The 26,418-nt window shown below is 55.6% G+C and carries 25 protein-coding genes and 1 tRNA gene; 8 read left to right on the forward strand and 18 right to left on the reverse strand.

The annotated features are described in order from the left end of the window. The first annotated feature begins 37 nt into the window (after window positions 1-37). Window positions 38-1,744: a sodium:solute symporter gene (locus H9I52_RS02150; protein ID WP_187452456.1), complete on the forward strand. Its 1,707-nt coding sequence runs from the start codon at window positions 38-40 to the stop codon at window positions 1,742-1,744. A gap of 38 nt (window positions 1,745-1,782) precedes the next feature. Here the strand turns inward: H9I52_RS02150 and H9I52_RS02155 are convergent, their stop codons facing one another. The 10 genes from H9I52_RS02155 to H9I52_RS02200 all read right to left on the reverse strand — a co-directional run bounded on the left by H9I52_RS02155 (window position 1,783) and on the right by H9I52_RS02200 (window position 12,796). Beyond that, window positions 1,783-2,670: a DUF2911 domain-containing protein gene (locus H9I52_RS02155; RefSeq protein WP_187452457.1), complete on the reverse strand. Its 888-nt coding sequence runs from the start codon at window positions 2,668-2,670 to the stop codon at window positions 1,783-1,785. A gap of 66 nt (window positions 2,671-2,736) precedes the next feature. Beyond that, window positions 2,737-3,237 (reverse strand): hypothetical protein, encoded by a 501-nt coding sequence (locus H9I52_RS02160; protein ID WP_139514255.1) that lies wholly within the window; start codon window positions 3,235-3,237, stop codon window positions 2,737-2,739. A gap of 80 nt (window positions 3,238-3,317) precedes the next feature. Next, window positions 3,318-3,929, reverse strand: coding sequence for a hypothetical protein (locus tag H9I52_RS02165; RefSeq protein WP_187452459.1), 612 nt, complete (start codon window positions 3,927-3,929; stop codon window positions 3,318-3,320). Between the two features lie 88 nt (window positions 3,930-4,017). Next, on the reverse strand, window positions 4,018-5,850 hold the full coding sequence (locus H9I52_RS02170) for an ABC transporter ATP-binding protein (protein ID WP_187452460.1): 1,833 nt from the start codon (window positions 5,848-5,850) through the stop codon (window positions 4,018-4,020). A 104-nt stretch (window positions 5,851-5,954) separates the two neighbouring features. Beyond that, window positions 5,955-6,443: an energy transducer TonB gene (locus H9I52_RS02175; protein WP_187452461.1), complete on the reverse strand. Its 489-nt coding sequence runs from the start codon at window positions 6,441-6,443 to the stop codon at window positions 5,955-5,957. Window positions 6,444-6,524: 81 nt separating this feature from the next. Then, window positions 6,525-8,006, reverse strand: a complete 1,482-nt coding sequence (locus tag H9I52_RS02180; protein ID WP_187452462.1) for a sodium:solute symporter — start codon at window positions 8,004-8,006, stop codon at window positions 6,525-6,527. A gap of 142 nt (window positions 8,007-8,148) precedes the next feature. Then, complete coding sequence (locus H9I52_RS02185) at window positions 8,149-9,165, reverse strand: MBL fold metallo-hydrolase (protein ID WP_187452463.1); 1,017 nt, start codon at window positions 9,163-9,165, stop codon at window positions 8,149-8,151. Between the two features lie 192 nt (window positions 9,166-9,357). Next, entirely contained in the window at window positions 9,358-9,945 is a 588-nt protein-coding gene (locus H9I52_RS02190; RefSeq protein ID WP_187452464.1) for a hypothetical protein, read from the reverse strand. A 205-nt stretch (window positions 9,946-10,150) separates the two neighbouring features. Beyond that, window positions 10,151-11,998 (reverse strand): M61 family metallopeptidase, encoded by a 1,848-nt coding sequence (locus tag H9I52_RS02195; RefSeq protein ID WP_262385923.1) that lies wholly within the window; start codon window positions 11,996-11,998, stop codon window positions 10,151-10,153. Window positions 11,999-12,142: 144 nt separating this feature from the next. Further along, a complete protein-coding gene (locus H9I52_RS02200; RefSeq protein ID WP_187452465.1) occupies window positions 12,143-12,796 on the reverse strand; it encodes a class I SAM-dependent methyltransferase in 654 nt (217 codons plus the stop codon). 109 nt (window positions 12,797-12,905) lie between these two features. On the opposite strand from H9I52_RS02200, the gene H9I52_RS02205 reads away from it, so the two are divergent. The 3 genes from H9I52_RS02205 to H9I52_RS02215 all read left to right on the forward strand — a co-directional run bounded on the left by H9I52_RS02205 (window position 12,906) and on the right by H9I52_RS02215 (window position 14,605). Continuing rightward, entirely contained in the window at window positions 12,906-13,622 is a 717-nt protein-coding gene (locus H9I52_RS02205) for a phosphatase PAP2 family protein (protein ID WP_187452466.1), read from the forward strand. Between the two features lie 126 nt (window positions 13,623-13,748). Further along, window positions 13,749-13,833, forward strand: a tRNA-Leu gene (locus H9I52_RS02210). Between the two features lie 88 nt (window positions 13,834-13,921). Further along, window positions 13,922-14,605, forward strand: a complete 684-nt coding sequence (locus tag H9I52_RS02215) for a phosphatase PAP2 family protein (protein WP_187452467.1) — start codon at window positions 13,922-13,924, stop codon at window positions 14,603-14,605. 63 nt (window positions 14,606-14,668) lie between these two features. On the opposite strand, the gene H9I52_RS02220 is transcribed toward H9I52_RS02215, so the two are convergent. From H9I52_RS02220 to H9I52_RS02240, 5 genes are all read right to left on the reverse strand, one after another. Further along, complete coding sequence (locus H9I52_RS02220) at window positions 14,669-16,996, reverse strand: GAF domain-containing protein (RefSeq protein ID WP_139514245.1); 2,328 nt, start codon at window positions 16,994-16,996, stop codon at window positions 14,669-14,671. Window positions 16,997-17,172: 176 nt separating this feature from the next. After that, complete coding sequence (locus tag H9I52_RS02225) at window positions 17,173-17,703, reverse strand: hypothetical protein (protein WP_139514244.1); 531 nt, start codon at window positions 17,701-17,703, stop codon at window positions 17,173-17,175. Between the two features lie 89 nt (window positions 17,704-17,792). After that, window positions 17,793-18,689 carry a T9SS type A sorting domain-containing protein gene (locus tag H9I52_RS02230; protein WP_187452468.1) on the reverse strand — a complete coding sequence of 299 codons (897 nt, stop codon included), beginning with the start codon at window positions 18,687-18,689 and terminating at the stop codon, window positions 17,793-17,795. A 161-nt stretch (window positions 18,690-18,850) separates the two neighbouring features. Next, the gene (locus H9I52_RS02235; RefSeq protein ID WP_139514242.1) at window positions 18,851-19,471 is read right to left on the reverse strand and encodes a hypothetical protein; all 621 of its coding nucleotides are present in this window, start codon (window positions 19,469-19,471) and stop codon (window positions 18,851-18,853) included. A gap of 285 nt (window positions 19,472-19,756) precedes the next feature. Beyond that, entirely contained in the window at window positions 19,757-21,175 is a 1,419-nt protein-coding gene (locus H9I52_RS02240) for a dicarboxylate/amino acid:cation symporter (protein WP_187452469.1), read from the reverse strand. 177 nt (window positions 21,176-21,352) lie between these two features. On the opposite strand from H9I52_RS02240, the gene H9I52_RS02245 reads away from it, so the two are divergent. Continuing rightward, window positions 21,353-22,402: an enolase C-terminal domain-like protein gene (locus H9I52_RS02245; RefSeq protein WP_187452470.1), complete on the forward strand. Its 1,050-nt coding sequence runs from the start codon at window positions 21,353-21,355 to the stop codon at window positions 22,400-22,402. A gap of 7 nt (window positions 22,403-22,409) precedes the next feature. Here the strand turns inward: H9I52_RS02245 and H9I52_RS02250 are convergent, their stop codons facing one another. Further along, on the reverse strand, window positions 22,410-22,961 hold the full coding sequence (locus tag H9I52_RS02250) for a DUF6799 domain-containing protein (protein ID WP_187452471.1): 552 nt from the start codon (window positions 22,959-22,961) through the stop codon (window positions 22,410-22,412). 203 nt (window positions 22,962-23,164) lie between these two features. Here H9I52_RS02250 and H9I52_RS02255 point away from each other — a divergent pair, with 203 nt between their 5' ends. Continuing rightward, on the forward strand, window positions 23,165-23,611 hold the full coding sequence (locus tag H9I52_RS02255; RefSeq protein ID WP_139514238.1) for a MarR family winged helix-turn-helix transcriptional regulator: 447 nt from the start codon (window positions 23,165-23,167) through the stop codon (window positions 23,609-23,611). Window positions 23,612-23,640: 29 nt separating this feature from the next. After that, complete coding sequence (locus H9I52_RS02260; protein WP_139514237.1) at window positions 23,641-24,291, forward strand: YceI family protein; 651 nt, start codon at window positions 23,641-23,643, stop codon at window positions 24,289-24,291. 104 nt (window positions 24,292-24,395) lie between these two features. On the opposite strand, the gene H9I52_RS02265 is transcribed toward H9I52_RS02260, so the two are convergent. After that, entirely contained in the window at window positions 24,396-25,151 is a 756-nt protein-coding gene (locus H9I52_RS02265; RefSeq protein WP_187452472.1) for a hypothetical protein, read from the reverse strand. Window positions 25,152-25,321: 170 nt separating this feature from the next. Continuing rightward, window positions 25,322-25,879: a hypothetical protein gene (locus H9I52_RS02270; protein ID WP_187452473.1), complete on the reverse strand. Its 558-nt coding sequence runs from the start codon at window positions 25,877-25,879 to the stop codon at window positions 25,322-25,324. 219 nt (window positions 25,880-26,098) lie between these two features. Here H9I52_RS02270 and H9I52_RS02275 point away from each other — a divergent pair, with 219 nt between their 5' ends. Continuing rightward, window positions 26,099-26,380, forward strand: coding sequence for an ATP-dependent Clp protease adaptor ClpS (locus H9I52_RS02275; RefSeq protein WP_139514234.1), 282 nt, complete (start codon window positions 26,099-26,101; stop codon window positions 26,378-26,380). The last annotated feature ends 38 nt before the right edge of the window (window positions 26,381-26,418 follow it).

Raw genomic sequence — 26,418 nt, forward strand, 5'->3', positions numbered from 1 at the left:
AGATAATCCTATTCACCGTCTTAACTCGCTGGTTCGCGTGAGTGCTCTCGACTGGCTGGTACTAGGCAGCACGCTGTTGTTTATTGTCGGATATGGCACCTGGCGAACCCACCGCGCCGGCCATTCTCTGGATTCTTACTTACTGGGCAATCGCGAAGCCAAATGGGGCAGCATCGGCCTGAGCATCGTCGCGACGCAGGCCAGCGCCATCACCTTTCTTAGTACGCCAGGCCAAGCCTACGACGACGGGATGCGCTTCATTCAGTTTTACTTCGGCTTGCCGCTGGCCATGGTGCTGATTGCGGCCGTAGCCGTACCGATTTATCACCGGTTACGCGTTTTTACGGCCTACGAATACCTCGAAACGCGCTTCGACCGGCGCACGCGTACGCTGGCGGCATTGCTGTTTCTGGTGCAGCGCGGGCTCAGCAATGGCCTGTCGCTGTATGCCCCGGCGCTGGTATTATCGGCCATTCTGGGCTGGAACGTCAGCCTGACTGTCTGGCTCATTGGCGGCCTGATGATTAGCTACACCGTGGCAGGAGGCACCCGCGCCGTGGCCGTTACGCAGCAAGGCCAGGTAGCCGTGATTTTTACCGGCATGGTGGTAGCCGGCTACTTGCTGGTGCATTATCTGCCGCCCGGCGTCGGGTTTGGCGATGCTATGCAAGTGGCTGGTAATCAAGGAAAACTGAATCTGGTTGATTTCCGCTTCGATCCGAAAGACCGCTACAACTTCTGGACCGGCATGACGGGCGGCCTCTTTCTGGCGCTGTCGTATTTCGGCACCGACCAAAGCCAAGTGCAGCGCTACCTCTCCGGCGAAAGCGCCGCTGAAAGTCGGTTGGGCCTGTTGTTCAACGGGTTGGTAAAAGTGCCCATGCAGTTTGGGATTCTGTTGGTGGGCGTGCTCTTGTTCGTGTTTTACCAGTTCAATCAGCCTCCCATTACCTTCAACCGCCCTGTCCGCGAGCACTTGGTACGCTCTGCCGAGTTTGCGCCGGCTTTGCGTACGTTGGAGAAAACGCAAACCGTCCTGTTCAACGCCAAGCGTGCGGCTACTGCCAACCTGCTTACGGCCTTGCGCTCCGACAATGCCGCCCAAGTAACGGTCGCTCAAACGCAACTGCAAGCGGCTACCGCCGCCTACGGTGGCCTGCGCACCGACACCCAGGCCCTTATCAAAAAGGCAATTCCTACGGCCGAGGCCAAAGACACCGACTACGTTTTCCTGACGTTTGTGCTGCACTACATGCCGCGCGGGCTGGTGGGGTTGCTCATCGCTGTGGTCTTGAGTGCAGCCATGAGCAGTGCCGCCGCGGGGCTCAACTCGCTGGCCTCCACCACCATCGTCGACTTGTACCGTCCGTCGCGGCCCGATTTGTCGGAAGCGGCTTGCGTGAGTGCCTCGCGCTGGGCTACGGTCACATGGGGCACGCTCGGCATCGGATTCGCGCTGTTCGCCGCCCGCCTCGAAAACCTAATTCAGGCGGTCAATATCCTCGGTTCGCTGTTTTATGGTACCATCCTTGGGATTTTTGTGGTTGCTTTTTTTATGAAGCGAATTGGCAGCAAAGCCGTGTTTTTAGCGGCCATTCTTACCCAATCGCTCACGTTTTTGCTCTTCTTTACCACCGATATCGCTTACCTCTGGTACAACATCATCAGTTGTGCGCTGGTGATGCTGATCGCGGCTGTAGTGCAGATGGTGATGCCTCACGAAGGCATAAAAAAGCCCGCTTAGTAATCTAAGCGGGCTTTTTTGCTATCCAGAAGCCAGGATTACTTCGCAGCTGGTGCTTTGTTACCGGCGATCAGATCTTCGTTCATCTTCACGTATTCGGCATTTTTGGCTTCCAGCGCCAGTTTGCGCGATTGCTCGGCTGAGGCCACAGCGCCTTTAAAGTCCTTCAGCTTCATCTGGATTTTGGCCTGCGTGTGCAGGTTCCAGAACTTCGGATCGGTGGCGTTGGCCTTCTGAATCCAAGTTAGGGCTTGCTTCAGATCTTTGTTGTTGTCGTAGTAATATACGGCAGCAGCAGCGTAGTCATTGGCCGTGGCGTTGGCGTTCTTCACTACTTTTTCTTCGATCTGCGCCTGCACTTTCGCATCGACTTCGGTCGTGACCTTGAACTTGGCGCCGGTCAGTTCCCACTGCATGTCCACATTGGTGGTGGCAGGGGTGAGGTCGGCGAAGTTGACGGTGAACGTTTCTACTTTGTTGCCCAGTTTATAGGGCTTAGCTGGGAAACGGGCTACGTCTTGGTCGTCTTTAAAGCCGTCAACGTCAGCGCCTTGCTTCGTGCTCTTGTTGAGCACCACCATCCATTCGGGCTTGTTCGGAATGGTGTAGAGGCCGTATTCGCCAGCCGGCACTTTTTTGCCTTCGATGGTTACATCGTCGGAAAATTTGATTTTGGTAGTGGCGTTAGCGCCCGTGCGCCAGCGTTTGCCAAAGGGCACCACCGTGCCAAACACGGTACGGCCCTTCGCACTCGGCCGCGAATACGTGATGGTAATATCTGTGAGGCCCACACGCTGGGTAACAGTGCTCAACGGGCTAGGCTGGGGCGTAGTGATCTGAGCTTCAGCGCGGCCAGATAGCAGCAGGCTGCCCAATACGAGCGTTGCGCCTAAGGTGCGGGAAGTCTTCACGAGGGAAGTTGTCATAAAAAGAGTGGGGTAAAAGGAAAATTGGATGGGTAAAAATACGCAAATCGCCCAACCAGCCACTTTTTAATGCACCGCCAGCCCTTGCTCATGTACCAGCTCCAACAAATCATCCGGTGTGGCTGGCCCGATAACGCGGCGCGTATCTACGTAATAACAAGCAACTTGACTCGGATAAAGCAACAGCCAATCGCCCACGCACACGGCATGGTGTAAGGCCTTCCAACGCGTTTCAAAAGTGCCTGCTACGCTGCTACCTTTGATCGATTTTGTATCAAATTGATAATCAATTGGTTGGTGTAAGCCGGCGTTTTGGGCATAACCGCGCCGCAACAACTGCTTCACCTGCCACGGCCGCCATATTGCAAACGCCACCGCTAGCGCCCACACCGGCACAAAACCCCAGGAAATTTCCGCTGCCGAGTTGCGCACATATTGCCAAATGCCTAACACTAAGCTGATTGTGAGCAATACCAACGCAATGTAAAGCAGCCAGTTAAGCCGACGCGTGCGAGGCTGCCGTCGCCATAATTCGTAGTTGACAGCCACGTATTCGTCGGCTGACATTGTGACCTGGCGGACTTGGATAATCAAAAATAGAAGCTGAATATGAGGAGTTTACGTAAAATTAGACTTGCTACTACGCTTCAGTATTTACCGTTATTAACAATAAGGAAGTACTTGATGTGCTGCTTTTGTAAAAATTGAAAAAGGGGTATTACTTGGCTTAACAACAAATCTTTATCGGCTCGAATGCAGAAGTATAGCCTTTTGCCATAAACGGCGCGGCTAACTTGGTTTGCATTAGATATATAATCGAAGACTTGATTATTCCTGTATGTTGCTGGAATACCCACGGGAAATTGGCTGCGATCACTTTCTGGAGCAGAAAGCCAAGCAGGTAACAAACGAATATCGTGGCTTAAAAACGGAATTTTGTGTAGGTCTTTTAACTGAGCCTTAGTGAAGTAGACTTGATGCTGAGCAGCCACCTGCTGAATTAGTAGCGATTGCAGTGAATCGTCGTTTACCTCTATATAAGAACGGTTTTTAGAGTCGACTGAAATGATTAAAGCTTTATCGATCGTTTGCCAACAAACTTGAGTGTTAATTGAAGGTAGTCGTACTGGTGGGGTAGGGTAAGTAAACCGTCCTCCAATCAGAAACGGAAGACTAAACAAGAATAGTACTCCTGCCCAAGGTCCTAAGCCGGGTTGTAGCAATAAAGGGCGCAGGCGCTTTATTCGAGTGGGCAACATAACAGAATGGTTATATATCATAGGAAGATAAAGGAAAGGCCGAAACATTGTTTCGGCCTTTCCTTTATTCTAACTGTAACCTAATCGCTTAACTCAACTCAAACTGCAGCTTCAGCAGGTTCGCGTACAGGCCGTTTTCGTTGTGGCTTAGTTCGTCGTGGGTGCCTTGCTCCACGATGCGGCCGCCTTCGATCACCAAGATCTTATCGACTTTGCGGATGGTACTGAGGCGGTGAGCAATGATAATGCTGGTGCGGTTCTGCATCAGCTCGTCCATGGCGCCTTGCACCAGCTTTTCCGACTCCGAATCGAGAGAAGAAGTAGCTTCGTCGAGAATCAGGATAGCCGGGTTTTTTAGGATGGCGCGGGCGATGGCCACGCGCTGGCGCTGCCCGCCCGAAAGCTTGATGCCGCGCTCGCCCACTACCGTATCCAAGCCTTCGGGGAAGGAGGAAATAAACTGCCAAGCATTGGCTTTGCGAGCGGCAGCCGTGATTTCGGCGTCGGTGGCGTCGGTTTTGCCGTAGGCGATGTTTTCGCGGATGGTGCCGCCGAAAAGCAAGGTTTCCTGTGGCACAATGCCGATGTGACGACGCAATTCGGTGAGGTCGTACTGGCGCACTTCGCGGCCGTCGATCAGGATTTTACCGCCGCTCAGCTCGTAAAACTGCATGAGTAGCTGCACGATAGTCGACTTACCCGCCCCGCTAGGCCCAACCAACGCGATCTTTTCGCCGGCCTGAATCTCGAAGTTGATATCTTTCAGGACGGCCAGATCGGGACGCGTCGGATAGCGGAAAGCCACGTTCTGGTAGTCAATATCGCCGCGAACGGATAACGGAGCTATACCCGCGAGGCGTGGCTTGTGCGTAGGTTCGCTCGGCTCGCCCAGGATTTCCAGAATGCGCTCGGAAGCACCCAGCGTGCTTTGCACCTTGCCGTACATTTCGCCCAAGCCACCCACCGAGGCGCCAATAAAGGCGGTGTAGATGATAAACGAAACCAATTGACCCTGAGTGAGTTCGCCAGCATAAACCAGCGAAGCCCCACGCCACAGCACCAGAATAATGCCGCCGAAAAGGCCAATAATCACGAACGACACAAAAGCCCCGCGGTAGAGGTTGCTTTGCAAAGCCGCCTTCACCGCTTTATTCAGCGATGAATTGTAGCGGCCGACTTCAAACAGCTCGTTGGTAAACGCCTTCACCGTGTTGATGGCTTGCAGCGTTTCTTCCACAATGACGTTGGTTTTGGCCAGCTCGTCTTGGGTGGTTTTGGCCAGCTTGCGAATGCTGCGGCCAAATACAAAGGCGAGCAGTACCAGTACCGGAAACGTAGCCAGCATAAACAGCGACAGCTTCACCGAGGCCACCATAATCAAGATGGTACTGACGACGAGCGTCACGATCTGGCGGAAAAATTCGGCCAGCGTCAGCGAAAAGGTGTCTTGAATCTGCCCCACGTCGGAGGTGATGCGCGAGGTGATTTCGCCGACGCGGTGCGTTTCAAAAAACGGGATCGGCAAGGTCATGAACTTGTTGTACAGCGCTTTGCGAATGTCGCGCACGGTAAACTCGCTGACCTGCGTAAAAAAGTAGATACGTCCGAAGGAGAAAATCCCCTGCATCAGAATAACGCCAAACAGCACCAAAGCTATCCGGTTGATATCCAAGGTGAGACCGCCGGGAGTAGTAACCCGCTTGCCGTTAGCGGCGTCCACGAGTTTGCCGGCTACCCACGGAAAAGCCATGAACGTACCGCTCGACAAGGCTAGCAGCACCATGCCAAAAATAAACTTGACGCGGTACGGCAGCACGTAACGGAAAATCCGCAGGCTCCGCTGAAAACTCTCTTTGGTTAGTTTGACTTTTGGTACGTCGCTGCCGACGTTGCCACTCGTATTCAATCCACTTCTGGCCATATAGTCGGATAGGGGCGGGAACGCGTTTCCGCCCGCTGGTTATGTAATCGGGACCGTTGTTGAGCTAACGTAAGGTACTGTTCAACAGCGGGTTAGTTTATCAATTATTCAAACTTGGTTTTGGTTTTTGCCTTCTCCACGTTCAAGTTGGTCGAGTTGCCGAACGGTACCGGCAGCCGAACCTGCACGGCCACGGGTTCGCCCTTGCGGGTGGCAGGCTTCCACGCAGGCATCAGCTTGAGCACGCGCAGGGCTTCTGCATCACACTCTGGCGTGAGCGGCGTCACCACCGTCAGGTTCGCAAGTTTTCCGTCGGGCTGAATGGTGAAAGCCGTTACCACGTTGCCGTTAACCTGCTTGACGCGCGCGGCCTCCGGATACTTTACATTCTGCTGAAAAAAGTCGTTCAGGGCCTGCGCGCCACCCGGAAATTGCGGGGGGACGTCGGGCCGGTTGGCCGCCGGTTTGGCCTGGGCCTGCATGTGGCCTGCCTTCAGTTCGATGGGATGCTTGGCGGGCGGAGTGGCCGGCGTTTGGGCTTGTGCGGTGGCGCCCGAAGCTACGAGCGCAAGAATGAAGAACAGATGTTTCATAGGTCAGCGAGGTGCCTCAGGCAACCTACTGCAAAGGTACGCACAAGTACCCGCGCCGACTGCCGTCTTCGTTAACAACGCTTAGCGCGCTGGGTTCAACTCCGCGACCCGCGGCCGTGAAATTGCCAGCAGCCCCATAAAGGTGAGTAACCCGTTCAGGATCAGGATCTCAAACCCAAATTCATACCCGCCAAACCACTCCTTTGAGTGGGCATTGATGATATACGTGATGATGGGCGTCGCCAGGCAGATGTACGGTACCAGCTTGTCGGTGAGGCTGCGGCGCGTGAAAATGCCAAACGAGTACAGGCCCAACAACGGCCCATACGTGTAGCCAGCCGCCTTAAATACTGCCGTGATCACGCTCTGGTCGTTGATGGCCTTGAAAATCAAGATGATGATAATCAGGACGATAGAAAACGCAAAGTGCGAAAGCTGGCGCATTCGGGTTTGCTTTTGCTCGGGAAAGCGCTTGATGTCCAGAAAATCGACGCAGAAGGACGTCGTGAGCGCCGTCAGGGCCGAGTCGGCGGAGGCGTAGGTTACGGCAATGATGCCCAGGATGAAAATGATGCCCGCAAACAACGTGAAATGCTCGGTGGCCAGCAGCGGAAACACATTGTCGCCCACTACTTTACCGGCGTCGTTCAGCGGCAGCTGAATGCCCTTGGCCGCGGCAAATTTGTACAGCAACACGCCCAGCGACAGGAAAAAGATGTTTACAAACACCAGCGAAATCGTGAACCAGAACATGTTTTTCTGCGCATCGGCGAGATTACGGCAGCTCAGGTTCTTCTGCATCAGATCCTGATCGAGGCCCGTCATGACGATGGTAATGAACGCTCCCGACGCAAACTGCTTCCAGAAGAACTTGTCGTCCTTCAGGTCGGAGAAGTAGATGCGCGCCATATCGCTGTTCTTTACGGTCTGCACCATTTCCTTGAACCCTAGATTCAATTCGCTGGAAATCAAATAGATACTTACGCCAACGCACAGCAGCATCGCCATCGTTTGGAAAGCATCGGTCCAGAGGATGGTTTTGAGTCCGCCGCGGAAGGTGTAGAGGTAAATCAGTAGAATACTGACACTTACCGTAACAGCAAAGGGCACGCCCATCTGATCGAACACGGCAAACTGCAACACCCCCGCCACCAGAAACAGGCGAAAAGACGCGCCCACGGCCCGCGAAACCAGAAAATAAAACGCTCCGGTTTTGTAGCTCCAGAACCCAAATCGCTGCTCCAGGTAGGTATAGATCGAAACCAGCTGCAAGCGATAATACAGCGGCATCAGCACCATGCCAATCACCAGATAACCAACGATATAGCCAAATACCACCGCCATGTAGCTCCACGACTGCGAGTACACCATGCCCGGCACCGAAATGAACGTGACGCCGGAAAGCGAGGTCCCGATCATGGCGAACGCCACCATGTACCACGGGGCGTTGCGGTTGGCCACGAAAAAGCTCTCACTGGTCGCTTTGCGCGAGGTGAGAATGGAAATGATGACCAGAACCGTGAAATAGCCCGCAATCAGGCTCAGTACAAGGGTGGGGGACATTCGGAAACGGGAATGTGGAGTGTTACATCTGAAACGAGGCTGCACAGGGCCTCACCGATCGCCTGTGGGTACTCTCAGGCAGAACGTAACATCAAAGCTAACCAGCAATTCAACATTCAGCATTCTGCCCCCGACATTTCCCTTACTCCCAGTCTGGCCAGCGCATGATTTCGCCCACGGCCGGCGCGTGCAATTCGCCCCGAAGCATGCCGCCAGCGGCTACTTCTTGCAGGAGGCGCAGGGGCTCGGAAGCGGGCTCGTCGGAAAGGTCGAAGGTGCCGTAATGCATGGGCACGACGTGGCCGGCCCGCATAATGTTCACGGCTTTGGCCGCTTCGTGCGGATTGACGTGGCTCAGCTGCATCATGAAGGCCGGCTTGTACGCCCCAATCGGCGCGATGGCGATGTCGATGGGGCCAAATTGCTGTTCGATTTCTTCAAAATGGTCGGCGAAGGAGCTGTCGCCGGCAAAATAGATCGTGCGGTGGTCAGCAGTCCGGATCATGAAGCTGCCCCACAACACCCGGTTCAGGTCGTTGAGGCCGCGCCGATGCCAATGTGAGGCCGGTAAATAGCTGATTTCCAAGGGCAAGTCAGGCCGCAGATTATACTGTTGCCACCAACCGGCTTCCTGCACCACCAAGCCCTTGGCCATGTCGCGCAGCAGCGGAGTCATCTGCAACGAGGTCAGGACCTGCATCTGCGGATTTTGACGAGCCAGCAGTCGCATGGATTTCTCGTCGAGGTGATCTCGGTGGCCGTGGCTAAGTAACAGATAGTCAATGTTTTGCAATTCTTCGGGCTGGCAGGGTAGTGGATGCCGCCGGCGCAGAAATGGCGAATCGAACAGGACCGGGTCGAAAAGCAGTGTCGCGCCGGCTACGCGCAGCAAAAAGGTTGCGTGGCCCAGCCACACCAGCATGTCGTCGGTGGAGTTGAAGAACTCGGTGCAAGGCACCACGGTGGGTGCCCACGTGTCGCGCTTTTTCTCTTCCTTCTGCGGATTTTCGGTCAGCACTTTCCAGCGAAAAACGGTGCCGAAGCTTGGCTCGTAGAGCGTGTCGCCGTTGCAGAATTCGCGCCCGATCATCTTGTTGCCAGGGTAGCCGGGGCGAATGGTTTTCAGGTTTTCGTTGCGAACGAAGTGGGTTTTAGCCATGCGAAGAGGAAAGAGAAGCTATACAACTGCCAGATTATGAACTCAGTAGCAGTGGTAGCAAAACAGTATAGGTAGTTTGGCAGCGCCGAAGTGCATCAAGTGCAAGCTACGCCACTCACTTCCAGCACAACAAAAAGCCCGGGCATTTTGCCCAGGCCAAATTGATAAAAAACAGAAATGCATAAAGCGAGCCTAGTAGCCAAACGGGGCGTAAGGTGAGCCAAGCAAACCAGGCGTATAGCCATTCGAAACCCGCACGCCGCCCGACACGGAAAGGTGCTCCGTAACCCGAAAATCGGCCCGCAGATTTACGCCCGATCCCATGTTGCCCAGGCCCGAATACGGACTGAAACCGCGCGCTGCCGGCATATTGGACAGGTCTTTCCAGGCGCTGCCAGTGAGGGCTACCCGATCGCTGAGGGCGTAAGTGCCGCCCCCTTGCACCAGATAGTGGTTCGTGCCCATCGTCATTCCCGCCAACCGACTGCCTTCCGCCGGAAAAAAAGCCGTACCCGGCATGGAGTGGAGGTACGTGACGCCTCCAAACAGGTAAAACCGGTCGGTGAGGCGATAAGAAGCCGTGGGGCTGAGGTAAGTGGCTGATCCATAGCGCCCTGCAAACATAGCGCCGGCATTGAGGCTGTACGAAACCCGTGGTGCTTTCAGCCCCACCGGGGCAGGCTCAGCGGCCGAAACCGGCGCCGATTGGGCCATCGCCGACCCAGCTTGGGCCAAAACCAGCAACGCCAACAAGCCAGTACTATAGAGGAAGCGCAACATAAACGAGGCAGGAAAAGAAGTTTGCTCTGCTAAGATACGAAACCCGCTAGCAGGAAGTCGTGGGTTTGGTGCTTTCGTAAGGCTTGTCGGCGGGGAATAATTCCCTGGTAACGTTGAGAGACAGATTGTCGGTTACAAGTTGCTGCCTGTTATGAGTTTTTCTTGCTTCTGAGTAACTTATTGATTGTAAATAAGTTAAGTAACATTATTTTGCTTTGCTTCCTAGCCATGCTGCGCGGAAAGTCTTCATCTTTTTGGTAAGCGGCTGCTTAACGGTTTCGTAAGGCACGACCTCTACCAGCGGATCTTCGGCCAGCGTTACCTGAGCCGTACGCTGCTGCCCACGCGAACGGTATTCTACCGGAAGTACGTCGCCGGGCTTGTGGTTCGCCAGCAGATCAACCAGCGTTTTGCGGTTCACAATACGTTGGCCGTCAAGCTTCGTGATTTGGTCTTCGCGGTCGAGGCCGGCCCTGTACAGCGGGCTGCTGATGATGGTGGTGCCGGCTACCGTAACAGTGCTGTCGGGGTTGAAGGTGAGGCGGTTAAAGCCCAGGCTAGCCTGTCCGGCGTGGGCTTTGCGTACCACGAGGCCCGCTGGAGCCAGCAGCTCGTCGAACTTGAGCTGCTCATGCCCCAGCAGGTGCTGCCGGAAAAAGCGCCCGGCAAAAGCCGTGTCCCGGCTTACCTGGCCCAGCACACGCTGCAAATCGGGAAGGGTGTAGGGATGCTCGGGCGCGTAGTCGCGTTGGGGCTTGCCGTACTGCTGCCACACCGCGCGCATAAAGGCGTCGAGGTCGGTTTTGTAGTTCTGACGCAGCAGCATATCCAGTGCCAACGCATTTACCGCCCCGATGTAATAGTATGATAGATAAGTATTTGAGCGATTGTTGGGGTCGATGCTCACGGCCGCATCCACAAATGGCGCTTGCTGACTCATCTGCACGGGCGAGTATTGCTGCGCACCCGGCGAGTTGACCATCGCATTCACCAGTCCGCTTACTTCTTCCAAATATTGTTTGTCGGTGAAAGCGCCTGCGCGGCGGAGCAGCAAATCGCCGTAGTACTGCGTGAAGCCTTCGGCAAACCACAGCGCTTCGCTCATGTTGGCCCGGTCGAAGTCGAAGGGCTCCAAGGACTTAGGTCGGATGCGCTCTACGTTCCAGGAGTGAAAAAACTCGTGTGAAACCGTGCCTAGGTTATCGAGCGCACCCGTGCGCAGCGGGCGGGCACTCGTGATGCTGGTGGAGTTGCGGTGCTCCATGCCGTCGCCGCTAGTGCCAGGCAAGTAGTTGGCCACGAAGGTGTACCGCCCGAAATCATAGGCTGGCAACTCGCCAAACACGGCAGCGGCTTCCTTCACTACCTTCTTGGCTTGGTCGACGTAGGCATCCAGCTCGGCATCGGTGCCGTCGTGCAGCACCGACATTTCGATGGTGCGCCCTTGTTCCTGCCACGAGCGCACTTTTTGCGCCCCCAGCGAAGTAGGACTATCCATCAGGTATTGCAGATGCGGCGCGAAGTACGTGCCTTTGCCATCGGGGCGGAGTTGGGTGGCCACCTGCCAGCTCGCGGGCGCGTCGAACCGAACCTCGATGGGGCGCTGTTCGAAGCCGCGTGCGTAGGCCAGCGTAGCGGGCATGTTGAGGTGGGCGTGCTGAAAATCGATGCCCGCGTACGTGCCGTCGGTGCGATCGCCGAAAAGCGTGTAGGCGAAGCGCACGGTGCCATCGTGGCCGCTTACGTCCCAGCTGTACGGATCGGAGCGGCTGATAGACAATGCTTTACCTTTTGAATCGGTCGCCTGCACATTGTACACGTTCTTGGCAAACTCATGCAGCGCGTAGCGGCCCGGAGAGCTGCGCGCCATTCGGACTTGCAAAGTGCCCGGTTTTACCTCGGTAAAAACGGCCGTGACCTGCGCTTCGTGGTGTACGGCATTCGGGAAGGCAACTGTGTATTGCACAGGACTTTGTGCTTGCGCAAGAGTGGTCAGGGTACAGGCAAAAGGAAGTGCGCAGGCGAACAGGAGCGTCGCGGCCGGGTTCCGCATAAGAAATGAGTAAGAAAAAGCTGAAACGGTAAGAACGGGCCGAAAATAGTGATTTGGCTTTTGAGCCAACTGCTTTTCTGCCAAGAGCTAAGCCGCACGGGCTACTGCCCCGACGGAGGCAGCTCCTCGAAGAGCTGATCGCACTTACGTTGCCGGGCCCTCGTTCAGGACCGCGGCCTCTACTAAGCCGCCGTAGAAAAACTGCTGCTTTTGAATGTGCAGCCCCAGCCTGGCCATTTCCTCCCGAAACGGCGGTAGTTGCCGGCCACTGATGCCCGTGGTAAGGCGAAAGAACTGATACATAGTGCTTAGCAACAGCCGTTGCCACCACCAGCGCGGCGGATAGAAGTCGGCCAACAGCCACGGCGCACTTGGATTGCGAGCTTCGTAGAGGCGATGCACAAGCGAGCGCGTCCGAATGGGTTCAAACAAATCCAGCAGGAAAAACGTGATCAGCGCGTCGAACTGCTCGGTTGGCAACAGCGCATTTTCGGTGCCCAAGCGAAATTTTACTTGCCCCAACAAGCCGGGTAGCGTTTGCTGCATCAGCCGCCGCGATTTGTCCAACATAGCCGGGGCCGCCTCCAAGTACACTACCCGAGCAGTCGGCCGCCGGCGCAGTACCTCCGTCAATACCCAGCCCGAGCCCCCGCCGATGATCAGCACGTTGGGCGAGCCAGGCGGCAGCCCAGCCAACGCCGCGCGCTGCGCCTGTTGCAACGCCCGGCCAAATACCAGCCGGGCCAGCGGGTCGTAGAAAGTCGCTACCCGGTCGAAGCCGGCATCGGGAAGGGGCATAAGGAGTGGTCAAAGTGAGCCTGCAAAAACGCCCAGGCCGCTTGCTGCGTTGTAGGAGCAGCTTCGCATAGCGCTCGTGTTGGCGCAAGCTAAAGCATATGCCCCACTTATGACCAACGCCCTTCGTCGCCTGCTGGCCGGGTTTACGCTGTTTCTGACCGAATTTGCGATCACGCTGATACTGGGCGTGTTAGGCGTAGTGGCTTTTCTGGCGCTGAGTCGTGAGGTGTTCGACCAAGATGCCGCAACCTTTGATGCCAACGCTTTTGGGTGGGCGCAGCACTTGCTGGGCGCTAAGCGGCAACAGTGGGTAGAAGCCGTCACTTTCTTTGCTTCCCGCAATTTTATCGTGGTGGCAGCACTTGCTCTTATCGGGTATTTTCTGTTGCTGCGCCGGCATCGGTGGTATACGCTTATGGTGCCTGTGGTGGCTTTGGGAGGCATTTCGCTCAATCTGGTGCTCAAAAACTTCTACCAACGGCCGCGTCCGTTGTTGCCGTTGGTGTCGGCCACGGGCCTGAGCTTCCCCAGCGGTCACGCCATGATCAGCGCTACTTTTTACGGCCTCCTGATTTACCTAGTACAAACGCACGTGCGGCACTCGGCTTGGCTACGCTGGACGCTTACGGCGGGGCTGGTGGTGCTGATTCTGCTGATCGGAATTACGCGAGTATACCTGCGCGTACACTACGCCACCGACGTGATTGCGGGCTTCACGGCTGGGGCCGTATGGCTCGTTATTGCCATTCCTATGTTGCGGCGCTTGGAGGATGTGGTAAAAAAGCGGTTTCGGGCCGTTGCGCAACCAGTTGAGAAACAGTTATAACGGGGTTCAAACCCTGGCTTTGGGTAATTTTTTTCGGGCGGCATTGTCAGAAATTGCGCGCCGCCTGTATCTTTGCAGCGTTAAAAGACACCTCCAAACGGGAAATCAGTCTTTTGGCCTCTAGTTGCGCTTGTGGCGAAATTGGTAGACGCGCTGTCTTCAGGCGGCAGTTCCGAAAGGTGTGAGAGTTCGAGTCTCTCCGAGCGCACCACGAAAGCCGACCCCAAAGGGTCGGCTTTTTTCGTTTCCGTCGGCTTCCCGTAGTACAAAGTTTTCCGCTTCTTCCAACGCTCCCAGTTATGAAACAAGCCCGGCGGCTTCTGGCGCTGCTCGAAATCCTGACGGCGGAGGTACTGCTGATGGGGCTCGTGTTTGTCAGCTCCCTGCTCGCGTTCTTTTACTTGGCGCGGGTGGTTTTTGTGGAGCACTCCACGGCGCTCGATCAGTTTGGCTTTGCAAAGATGGATGCGCTGCGCCAGCATGAGCCGGGCCTCACGGCTTGGGTCGGTGTGATTACGTTTTTTGCTTCGCTGCCTTTTCTGGTGATGGTAGGCCTTATCGTGCCCGCTCTGATGTGGTGGCGGGGCTTGCGACGCGAAGCCACCGAAGTTTTTTTGGCCGTTGCAGGAGCCTCGGCGCTGAACCAGCTGCTCAAAAGCAGTTTCCATCGGGTGCGGCCTAGTTCGGCCTTGTTGCAGCAGATGGGCCTGAGCTTTCCCAGCGGCCATTCCATGATCGGGATGGCTTTTTACGGCTGCTTGGCCTGGATTTTATGGCGCCATCGGCAGCACCCGCTCTGGGCCGTGCTGCTCATGGCGTGGTCGGTGCTTATCGGCCTGACGCGCGTGTATTTGCACGTCCACTACACCACCGATGTGCTAGCCGGCTTTGCCGCTGGGTTGTTTTGGCTGATTCTACTGCGGATGGGCTTTCACTTCTGGTGGCGCAAAGAAGAGGAAACGCGGAAAAGCGTCCAATCATAACTAGTTGACTATTAACTAGTTATGATTGGACGCTTTTCCGCGTTTTAGCGGCAAGTGCTGGTGCTACAATTTTACTTTGACGCGCAGGGCCAAGAGGCCTTTCACGCCCTGTAGCTCTTCCAGTTCCAATTCCTCGATTTCGGGTTCGAGTAAGCCCCTATCTTGCAGATAGTCAAGGTATTCCATGTATTCTTCGGCGTCGCGCTGTTGTGCGTACACCAGCGCAATATGCCCCGGCTGGGTAAGCCGTTCGCCCGTTCCCAGGATGGTCGCTTTGTCGACGCGCTTCTTGATAATCTCGTAGCGGATGTTGTAGGTGCCGTCGACGTCAAACTGTCGCTCATCTTGCCGGAAACGGATGCTTAGCGGCTGGCTGTGAATCAGGATAAGCTGCGTCGTTTCGAGCGGCACCACCAAGCGTTGTTTAAGCGAGCTAGAGATGCGCGTAACCTCGACCATGACCAGTAACTGCCACAGTCTCAGGTTTTTCAGGAAAACTAGGTCAAACGGCTTATTCTCTACCAACGAGGCGCCGACGTAAATGCTGTGCTCGACGCCGTCGGTTTTGAACCGCTGGAAATAGTGCGGAAACATTTCCTGGGCCTTGGCTTCTTCTTCGTCGAGGTAGTCGCTGACGGTGTCGTTGAGCAGCGTGACGCTTTCCTCGAAAGCCTTGCGCCGCTTGTACAGAATGCCCAGTTCCGGGTCGATGTTGCTCCAATAATCGGCAATGACGGCGCGGAGTTCCGGCGTATTCTGGCCCAAATATTCAAACAGCGGCTCTACCTCGCGCTTCAGCGATTCCAGAATGTTCACCTCGTCGCCCGACAGAATGCCTTGTCTGAGTCGGCGTAAGTTCTTGTTAACGTAGAACTTAAGTTCGTCTAAGATTGGCAGGGCCTGAAACTCCGAGGCTTTTTTGAGGACTTTGTTGGCCAGCGAAAGGTGCTCAATCAGGTCGCTCTGGATGGCTTCGTTACGGGCAATGCTGCTGCCCCGAATGTCCGAGACGCCGTAGAGTGGGTACACGTCGTGGAAGACAATGTCCTCCATCTCCGCGTTTTTATTGCCTTCTTCTATCTTCTCCAGCAGATTGAGCGCCGCGTCGGTGAAGCGCCATTCCATGCTGGGGTGAATGGCCGTAAACTTCTCTTTGATAATGGATTGCACGCGCGTCTGGATTTCTTCAGCGTTGCGCTTGACGGCCACAGCAAACAGCGGCACAAACTGGTTGACCATCTCCAGGCAGAACTCGTTCAGATCGCCGGTGTTGGGCGAGCCGAGTTCGAGCAGACCCACGGTGTCGTCGCCGTAGGGCAGCAAGGCCAAAATGGCGCTGCGAATGCCGATATCCAGGATTTGCTGGCGAAGATCTTCCGGAATATCGGCCTTTTCCACGTCTTCGAGCACCAACGGCTGCCGGTCGAGCAGCAGGCGCTGATAAATCTGGCGGAAGCCCGAGGACGCGTCCTGGTTCTGAATCTGCTTGGTCAGAAAGCTGTGGTTAATCTTCCGCCCAAAATCCACGAAGGCGCGCTTCTTTTCGTCGTACGCCGCAATGCCGAGCTGCAAAAACGGGCGCTTGAAGAGTACACGCAGCTTCTCCTGAATTTGCTCCAGGCGGTCGGACGCCTGCAACACGTCGCGCTCCAGCAGGTCGTATTTCAACTCCGACAGGATTTCCTGATCGGTGACATCGACCAGATGCACAATGTTGAACCCAACAAATTCAAACTTTTCGGGCGGCAACAGTTCCCGCCACAAATCGGAGCGGTGCAGGTTGCGACTCAGCTGGTCAATCTGTTCGGGTGAAAGTTCAGGCTTTTCTCCTACTAAGCTCACTTTCAAGAACTTATGGTTATAGTCCACGCCGTAGTGTCGATACAGGCCGATGCTGTAGTCGGGCACGGTGAAGATGATGGTACCCGGACTCGGAAGCCGCACGCCGTAAATTTGTTCCAGCACCTGCAAATACGCCAGCCGCGTCAGGTACACTTCCATCGCCCGCATCGTTACGTTGAGCGGCTGCTTAACCGTTTTGTTGGGATTGAGCAGTACTTCGCCAAAGCGCGGCGTATGGTAGAAGCTAAAGCGCTGAAACGGACCCATCACCCCGCTGATATCGGAGTAAAAAGAGGCCGGCGGAAACACCGCTAGCATCAGCGTTTCCACTAAGTCGCAGCCGCAGTTGAGGGTTTCCAGGTCGGAAATGGGGCCGTGGGCCCAGTCGGCTTCGGCCACTTGCTCGCCGATGGAACGCGCCAGCAGGGCTACGCCGGGGTTGCTATCCGACTCACGCTCGCGCCAGTACGCGATAAGCGGCTCGAGGCTGAGCGTCGCCTTGAACGGAAAGGTCCCGATGACCGGAGGAACAGGTGATTCTTTGAGCATAGCAAAAATAAAACACGCTGTTTTCGTAATTGATTTCAACGCCTGCCCTGTGCGCCAGGGCAGGCTTCTATACGCTATTGCGCCCAGCAGCGGCCACGGCCAGCAACCGGGCGCAAAATGGGTTTATGCTAAGATAATGATTAATAGCGGGTTGTGCTTAGGCCAGAACCCTATGCTTATGGGGTGATGACAATCGGGTTGAGCAGGTTTTTGCCCGTAGCATCGGTGAGGTCGTAGGGCTTGCCCTGAAAGACCAGGGTTTTCTTCTTGTTGCGGTAGCAAGTGCAGCAGCCGTTTACATCGTCGAAGTCGCCGTCTAGGTTGATGTTGCGGACGTGGTAAATGGCCTTGGTGCGGGGCAGGTAAATGTCGTAGCGATACGAGTTGAGCTTGCGCGTGCCGGTCTGTAAAAAGGGCGCGTTGTTGTTGAGCAAAATGCTGTCGCCTGCATTGACGACGGGCCGATACAGCCGCACCTTATCGGGTGTACTTTTCGCCGAATCGCTGGTGACGAGGTAGCGCGTCAGCACCACCGAATCGACTTGCGCCGGCTGAAACCGGTTGGCACTGCTCGGGTCGAGGTTAAAGCGAAACACGACGGCATCGGCGTAGGCATCCTGGCAAGTGCAGGCTACGCTGCCGCAGCAAGCCGCCACGAGCGCAGCCGAAGAAATAACCAAAAGCCAAGTAAAAAAGGAGCGAAGCATACTGCGAAGATAAGCGCCGGCCGCTTGCTCGGGCACAACAAAAAAGCCAGCCCGAAGCCGGGCTGGCTTTCTACGCATTGAACGGTGGATTATTGTTTGACAAAGCGCTTGGTTTCGGAGCCGGCGCGTGTCGTGATTTTGTAGTAGTAAGTGCCGGAAGGCAAGTCGCCCACGTTCACCGATAGGGTTTGCGGACCTTTTTCCTGCTGTTGGCTTTGCTGCACTGTGCGCAGCGTGTTGCCACGGCTGTCCAGCAAATCGATCGTTACCGGGCCGGCTTTTTTTACGCTGTATTCCAGCTGACTCGTGACGACGGCAGGGTTCGGATACACGTTAGAATCGGCACCGAGTCGCTCCGCGCGGTCGCTTTGTTGCGGGGCGTTAGGGTCCATGAGCAGAAACACGGCCGGTCGGAAAAAGCGCCCAGCACCGTTTTTGTGCCTGCCCTTGCCCGTACGGGCCAGTTGGTTAGGCTGGTCGCTGGCAGGAGCATATTTGCCGGCAATCGCTTGCAGATCAGCCGTCCACTTGGCTTTCTGCGGCTCGACTTCCTGCGCCAGCTTGCTGATGTTGGCGTCGTATTTCTGCGCCAGTTGGGCCACGTTCAGCATCACCGCGCGGCTTTCAGTGCGTAGCTGTTGCAGTTGCTGTTTTTGGGCATCGGTCAGGGCGGCGCGAGGGGTGTTGGCCGCCGCACCGGCTGGCCGCAGGCTTTGGCGCAAGGCTTTGCCGCGCTCGCGCACCTGCTGCAACTGCGTGCGATACGTTGCCAGTTGCGACTTGTCGGCGGCGGAAAGCTGTTCTTCCAGCTTCAGGCGTTGCTGGCGCACAACGGGCAGAACATTCTGGCGGACGTAAGCGGCGGCTTCTTTGCGCCCTGGCTTGTTGCCCCAACGGCCCTGGGCTCCTTCCTGCGCTTGGCTGCTCAGTCCGCTTAGCAGCACAAACAAGGTCAGCGTCAGGGTTTTGAAGAAATTAATTTTCATAAAGGAATACTGATAGGAGATGATGACTCGGGAAGTATTCCATAGATGCGGCCACAATAGCTGCGTTTAATGAAGTGCATAAAAAAACCACTCTGCTTACCAGAGTGGTTCTGTAAATAATTGATAGTGAAGTTCTTATATAATTATGTTTTTCTCCGTTGCTAGAGTCCCGCGCTTACAATGCTCCGCTTGATGCCTTCGGGGAAAGGCGATACGTTGATTTCGTGCATCTCCAACTTGATGGCGTTTTGATCAATGGGCTCAGTGGCAAGTAGTTGCATGCGCAGCGTGTCGGAATCGGTTTCCAGCTGCGGACGAATCTGGGCGAGGGCGAGGCGCAACGCATCGGCATCGGCTAGGCGGGGCGCATCGCTCTGCGAATAGCCGTGGTACATGGCGACCCGCACATTGGAGCGGCCAATGCCTTCATAGGTGCCGATAACCTGGCCCCGGTCGTTCATAATCTGGACTTCGGCGCGCAGGCTGGTCCGGCGATATTCTAGGGGCATCCCGAAAAGGCTCGGCGCCATGAAGGTCAGCATCTGGAAAGCCTGGAAGCCGCGGCCGGCGCGGGCGGCAGTAGCCTCGGTTACCTGGAGGCGGGCGTAGCCAAACAGCAGGCTATCGCCCGAATCGGTAATGTTTTGGTTAATTTCGTTTTGAAACAGCTTTTGCGGGTCTTCGGGCAGGGCTCCGTCGGAAGCCGCCAGCGGTCCTGTCTGCACAGCTACCTCCAGCGTAGGCAGGCGAGTCGAAAGACTGGCGCTAGGCGTGCGAAACATAGCCTGGTCAGCCGATTTGCATCCTGCTAATGTGGCCCCGCTGAGCAAAAGAAGGAATGTTGAGCGTAAAAAATGTTTCATATTACCTGAAAATCAAGTTTGTAAGCCCGATAGAGGTAACAAATTTACTGGCTTTCCAAGTAGCATGAAATAACATTTATATTAATATTCTTCTAAAATGTTTGATCTCTTGCAGGGTGAAATCGGGTAATGTGATTAAACAAAAAAGCACCTGCATTTTCCGCAGGTGCTTTCGGCAAGAGGTTGCCCGTGAGGATTTTGACTTTAATGCAGCTGTTGGGCTACGCTGCTATCCGTTTCGGCCAGCTCGGTGAGGGGCTCACCGTAGTAATCGTCGATGAATTCGCCTTCCCACCGGGCCACGACCGCCGAGGCCAGGCAATTGCCGATGACGTTTACGGCTGTGCGAGCCATGTCCATGAGGGCATCAATGCCCAAAATGATGAAAACCGGCCATGCCGGCAGGTTAAACGATGCTACCGTAGCCAGCAGAATCACGAGCGACGCGCGCGGCACACCGGCTACGCCTTTGGAGGTAAGCATGAGGGTGAAGACCATCACCAGCTGCTGCCCAAACGACAGTTCGACGCCGGCGGCCTGCGCCACAAATACCGCAGCCAGCGATAGATACAGCGTCGTGCCGTCGAGGTTGAAGGAATAGCCCGTTGGCATGACGAACGCAACAATGCGGCGTGGCACACCGATGCTTTCCATCGCTTCCATAGCTCGCGGCAACGCGGCTTCGGAACTGGTGGTGGCAAAGGCAATGCTCACGGGTTCGGCGATGGCTTGCACGAAGCGTTTGACCGGGATGCGGGCAATCAGGGCGATGGGCAGCAGCACCAGCAGCAGAAACGCAAAGAGCGCCGCATACAGCGTCAGGAGCAGTTGGGCAGCATTCAGCAGCGGGGCAAAACCCATTTTGCCCACCGTGTAAGCCAGTGCGCCGCCCACGCCCAGCGGCGCAAAAAACATCACCACGTTGGTGAATTTGAACATCACTTCCGACAGGCTTTCGGCCCACACCAGCATGGGGCGGCGGTGCTTCTCGTGCACCATGGCTAGGCCAATAGCGAAAATAATGGCAAAGATTACTACCTGAAGCACTTGCCCTTCGGCTACCGACTTGGCAATGTTCTCGGGAAAGATGTGCAGAATAATATCCGAAGCGGTTTGGCTGACCGCTTGCAGCTTTTCTGCCCCAGTGTCGGCACCGGCCTGGCTGACGCCCACGCCGGCCCGCGAAATATTAATGGCCGCCAACCCAATGAACAGCGCGAACGTGGTGACAATTTCGAAGTACACCAGCGCCTTCAGTCCCATTTTGCCCACCTGTTTCAGGTCGGCGTGGCCAGCAATGCCGACTACCAGCGTGGCGAAAACCAAGGGGGCAATGATGGTTTTCACCAGGCGCAAAAACGCATCGCTGAGCACCTTCATGTTCAGGGCCATGGCCGGGAAGTCGTGCCCAAACTCAGCGCCCACAAACATGCTGACCACAATCCAGAACGTGAGCGAGCGGCGCTGGGCCGCGTAGGCCGCCAGCGCCAGCAAAAACAGCCAACGCGCAATGCGGGGCACCTGAACCGAGAGCGAGTCGGGATTGTAAACCTGAAAAATAGTAAGAGCTAAGGCAATCAGGAAAAGGATGCCTGCCAGCGGAACGAGGCGCGAAAACTTCATGCGGAAAATGCAAGGGGTGAGAGGCGAAACTCAGCAAAGATAAGTTTTGTCCGTTGCCGGTTGCGGGTGTCCGCCACCGGTTATTGAATCCCGGTGGATATCTTTCGGTTTCGAATGCTGTGTCGCGCCTGCTACTGCCTCAATAGCAGCGCCGAACACCCGTTAAGCCCTCTTTGCATGCTCACTTGGTCGCTGGAACCCTACGAACTACCGTTGCGCTTTACCTGGAAGATTTCCCGCAATGCTTCCGATGCCAAAACCAATCTGATTGTATCGGTGCGCGACTCGGCCGGCGGCCCCGTCGGGTGGGGCGAAGCAGCGCCCAACGTCCGCTACGGCGAAGTGCCCGCTGAATTGGCTTTAAAGTTTAATAAATTGATTGTCAACGGTTTAAATAAAATTAAATCATTGACTGAACTCGACGAATTTCTCAACGCTAATGCGCCGGCCCATGCCTTGCGGTTTGCTATTGAGTCGGCGTATGTGCACCGCGAGGCCTTGCGCACCGGCCGATCGGTGGCGCAGGTGCTGGGGTTGTCTGCGCCGGCCGCAGCCGTGCCTACGGCCTTCACGCTCCCGATTATGGAGCCGGGTGCCGTGGCTGCTTTCGTGCGGGAGCAGCGCATGGAGCGGTTTAAGCTTTTGAAAATCAAGGTGAACCAAGAAAGTGGCTTTGACCTACTCCGCGAGCTAAACCGGCTGTTGCCCGGTCGGCCGCTCATCATCGACGGCAACGAGGCCTGGCACGATGCCGACAGCTTGCTGCGATTTTTGGAGCAGGCCGCAACGCTACCCGCTCTTTCGGTGCGGGCTCTTGAGCAGCCGCTGCCGGCCGCCTGCGCCGACCATTACCGCTACTTGCGCTCGCGCGTGCCTTATCCGCTTTTCGCCGACGAATCGGTGACCGACGCTGCCGACTTTGGCGACATCGCGCAGCAATTTCACGGCGTAAACATGAAGCTGATGAAGGCCGGAGGCTACCTGAACGGTGTGCGTCTGTTGCGTCAAACGCAATCTCACGGCCTCCAAACGATGCTTGGCTGCATGGTGGAAACGACGCTGGGCATCTGGTCGGCGCTGCAAGTCAGTAGCTTAGCTCAAATCTGCGACCTTGATGGTATGCTCGTCGTGCGCGACGAACCTTTCGGGCTGGTTACCGAAGCCGACGGCTTGCTCCGGCCCCAAACCGAGGTGCCGGCGCTTGCCTTGCTAACCGAACCACGCTAGCCAAACCTTATTTGACTTGGCTGAGCTGCTGGTCGAGCGCTTTGAGTTGCTGATCAATCTGGGTGGTGTTGGCCGGGCGCTGGCCGCTGCTGAGCAAAGAGATCTTGTCGTTGAGCAACTGAATTTTCTGGGCCATCAGCGTGATCTTGCTGTTTAGGCTCGTAAGGCGGCTTTCCATCTCGGCGGCGCTGCTAGGCGTGTCGCGGTCGATGTACTGCTGGTATTGTGCCGTGGCAGGCACCGAATTGTCGCCGCGCGCGGCAGCGGCGCTGGCGGGCGTCGCAAACACGATATCGCCCTGCATGGTCACGTAGTCGCCTTCGCGCAGCGTGGTCATTTTGCCTACCGGCAGCTCCACAATACCGCTTTTGTAGTTGACTTTGGTGCCGTTGGCGAGCTGCACATTTTTGGTAAGAGGCGTGATTTTTGTGCCCTGCCGCAACACTACCGCGCCGTCTTTCATCAGAAACTGGTCGGTAGAGTTGGCCGATACCGCGCCGGCTGGTTTGGGTGCGGTTTTGGATTGAGCCGCAGCAGCCAGCGGTAGTGAGAGGGACAAGGCCAAAAGAGCAGAGGGGAAGACGCGGTTCATGGAGATGAAAATCAGGGAAGAGGGATGAGCTTTCTCTTACGCGAAAGCGTAAGAGAAAGCTGCAAAGGCAGGTTTGTAGGAATATTTTCAAAAATCTTCGGAACCATGTTGCAACATTAAATGTATGTACATATATTTGCAACGCATTCCGGTAACGGCTTATGCTTTCTATGAAAATTGAAGACGAGATCAAGCAGCGCACTTTCAAAAACGAATACCAGAAAGCCTACATCAACACGGTGTACACAGCTGGTTGGCTAGAGCAGCGGCAAGCAGCTGCCTTCCGCGATTTTGGCATTACGTTGCCGCAATACAATGTATTACGCATTCTGCGGGGCCAGCACCCTAAGCCTTCTACAGTTAATCTCTTGATTGAGAGAATGTTGGATAAGACCAGCAACGCCTCTCGCATCGTGGATAAGCTGGAAGCGAAACAGCTGGTAACCCGCACCGTGTGCCCCTCCAACCGGCGGGCCGTGGACATTCGCATCACCGAACAAGGCCTAAACCTGCTGCTCAGCATGGACGAGGTCGCCAATCAACATACGGGCCTAAGCAACCTCAGCGAGGGCGAAGCCGCCCAACTCAACGCTTTACTCGATAAAATCCGCGACTGACGGCTTTCAGTTACTTTTCTTTTTCACTCATGAAAAAAATTGCTCTGTCGGCCCTGGTAGTGGCCACCCTGTTCACTTCTTCGACTTACGCCGAAAATCCTGCTGCCACCAAGACTGCGCCCCGCACGACCAAAGCTGCCGGTACCGTTTATAAGCTGCAACCCCAACTCAGTACCTTGGGCTGGGACGCCAAAGCCGTAACCCACGGCCACAACGGTACCCTGCAATTCTCTGATGGTCAATTGGTTGTGAAAGGCAATCAACTGATCGGCGGTACGGCCACCGTGGACATGAAAACGCTGAAAGCCACCGACATCACCGATGCCGAAAACAACGGCAAGTTCATGGGCCACATGAATTCGGATGATTTCTTCAGCATCGCGAAGTACCCAACGGCTACTTTCAAAATCACGAGCGTAACGCCGATCAAAGGTGCTGCTGCCAACGCCAACAACGCCACCATCACTGGCGACCTGACCATCAAGGGCAAAACCAATCCCGTGACGTTCCCGGCGAAAGTAGGCGTGAAAAACGGCGTAGCGGCTGCTAGCGGCACAGCTACCATCGACCGCACCAAATACGACATCAAATACGGCTCGAAGTCGTTCTTCGAAGGCATTGGCGACAAAGCCATCTACGACGAGTTTACGTTGAACTTCAACGTAATCGCCAAGCAGTAATTTCGTAACGTGCTTATAATAAGCGCGTTATACATACCCGTTGCACCAACAAAAAAGGCTTCTCCTGTTCAGGAGAAGCCTTTTTTGTTGGTTCGCTGTCCAGTCTAGCGGCCAGAGCCCGAGGACGCGGGCGCTAGCTGAGCAGGGGAAGCAGGTGCTGCTTCGGGCGCCGCAGCGGGCACCGACGGGGTAGCAGGCGCCGCCGTGGGCGTTGGCTGCACCGTGACCGCGTTGTTGCGCAGCACCAGGTGCAGGGGCGATAAGCCGGCTTCCCGCAGGCTCACGATTCCGTAAACGGTTTCGCCGGGTTTGATGAACCGGTTCGTCAGGTCGAAGCTGGTAAACTCGCGCTGGAGGTTCTTATTGGCTGCACTGGCGCCCAGAATGTTGCCGCCCGCGATGGCAAAGCCCGTCGGCAGAAAAGTAGCGCCGGTCGTCTGGCCTGTATTTGCGTTATACGTGCCGCCCACATTCACATTGGCCATGAGGTAGAGCAGGTAAATCCAAACGCCCTGTTTCAGGTCGAGGGAGGCCTGCAAGGAGGGCACCGGCTGCACCGGCCGGTCGCCGAAGTACAGCTCCGTGTCGCGAGAGAAGTTCAGCTCCGAAGCCGTGTTGTTGGTCACGCGAACGGCCACTACTTGGTAGCCGCGCTTGCGTTCTCTCTTAACGTACTTCTTGTTGTGGCCGCCCGTGGCAAGAGCGCTGTACTGGTAGCCAAAGCTGATGGGCGCGTTCTGCGAAGTAACGGATTGATAGCTCGCTATCCGGTTCGGACGAATAGGTGCGTAGCTGCCAGCGCATCCGGTGGCCATTAGCAGGGTGCTGCCTGTCAGGAAATAAGTAAAGTTTTTGAGCATAGAATAAAGCAAAGGATGAAGTGAAGAATCGGGCAAACAGTGATAATCGTGTTTGCTGCAAAACTATACTTCATCTTTTCTTCACCAAGTGCGTGCCCTTATATTCCTTTATAATTATAACATTATCCGGCTTAGGTTATAAAATTCAGAAGGTGCTAAAAGCAAAGTATTTAGCTTGGGATATGCAGCTCGTGAGGTAGTACAAACTTAAGGTTGCGACTCTTGCTGCGCCCGTGTAGCTGCCCCAAAAACTCATCTACTTCCGACTTGTATTCGAGCCACAAATCCTCGTGTAAGTTCTGCAAAATCAGCTGCGTGGTGCGGGCCGCCAGACGCGCGGTGCTCACAAAAAAACCGTTGTATACGCTTTCGAACTGACCGGTGTAGTTGTCAAAAATCAGCCGCAGCGTGTACAGGTTCAGGTCGACTTCCAGGCGCTTGTCTTTGGTAATGCGGCGGGCGCGGGCTGTTTCCTTGGTGGCTTTGGAAAGCGCTTTGTTGAGGCTGCGGTTGAGCAGGCGGCCCGTCACGGCCACGTTGAACAGCTCGTGGATGCGGTCGGAGGTTTCCTCGAACACCTGCTCCAGCGTTACGTCGGGCAGTAGCTCGTAGGCGAAGGTTTCGTACAGCTCGGCATCGCGGCGCACGGCGCGCAGTAACAGGGTTTCCTTCTCCTTGTCGGAGAGGCGTTTGAGGGCCTTTTTGAAATCGGCGGAAGGAACAGGCATTAGAGAGAGTCAGTTAGGACCGGGTAGAGGCGGGAAGAAGGCCGAAAGTACGCCGGATTTCGGAGTGCGGCGTACCCGTTGCAGCCTACGGATTGAGGGCGGTTTGGGTAGTATAGATAAAGCCGAATACGACGAAACGATTCTGCCAGCCAAGGGGTTATAGAAGGCCGACGGGGCATATCAATGCACTTTTTGCCTGATTTTCCGTATTTTTGCACTATGAATACCAAACCGCAAATCGATTACGACGAGGACGTACTGCTACTGGAGGAAACCATCGATGTGCGCGACCTGATCGTGTACAACGACGACGTCAACACCTTTGAGCACGTCATCCAGACCCTCATCGACGTGTGCGGCCACGAAGCCGAACAGGCCGAGCAGTGCACGCTGCTTATTCACTACAAAGGGCAATGCACGGTAAAGCACGGCGCTTACGACGAGCTGGCCGACATGTGCACTGCCATTCACGACCGCGGCATTTCGGCCGACGTAATGTAGTATTTGGTAGCAAACACAGGTAGCGGTTCGCTTTTCAC

It is taken from the genome of Hymenobacter sp. BT491 (genome assembly GCF_014349165.1).
Classification (GTDB): domain Bacteria; phylum Bacteroidota; class Bacteroidia; order Cytophagales; family Hymenobacteraceae; genus Hymenobacter; species Hymenobacter jejuensis.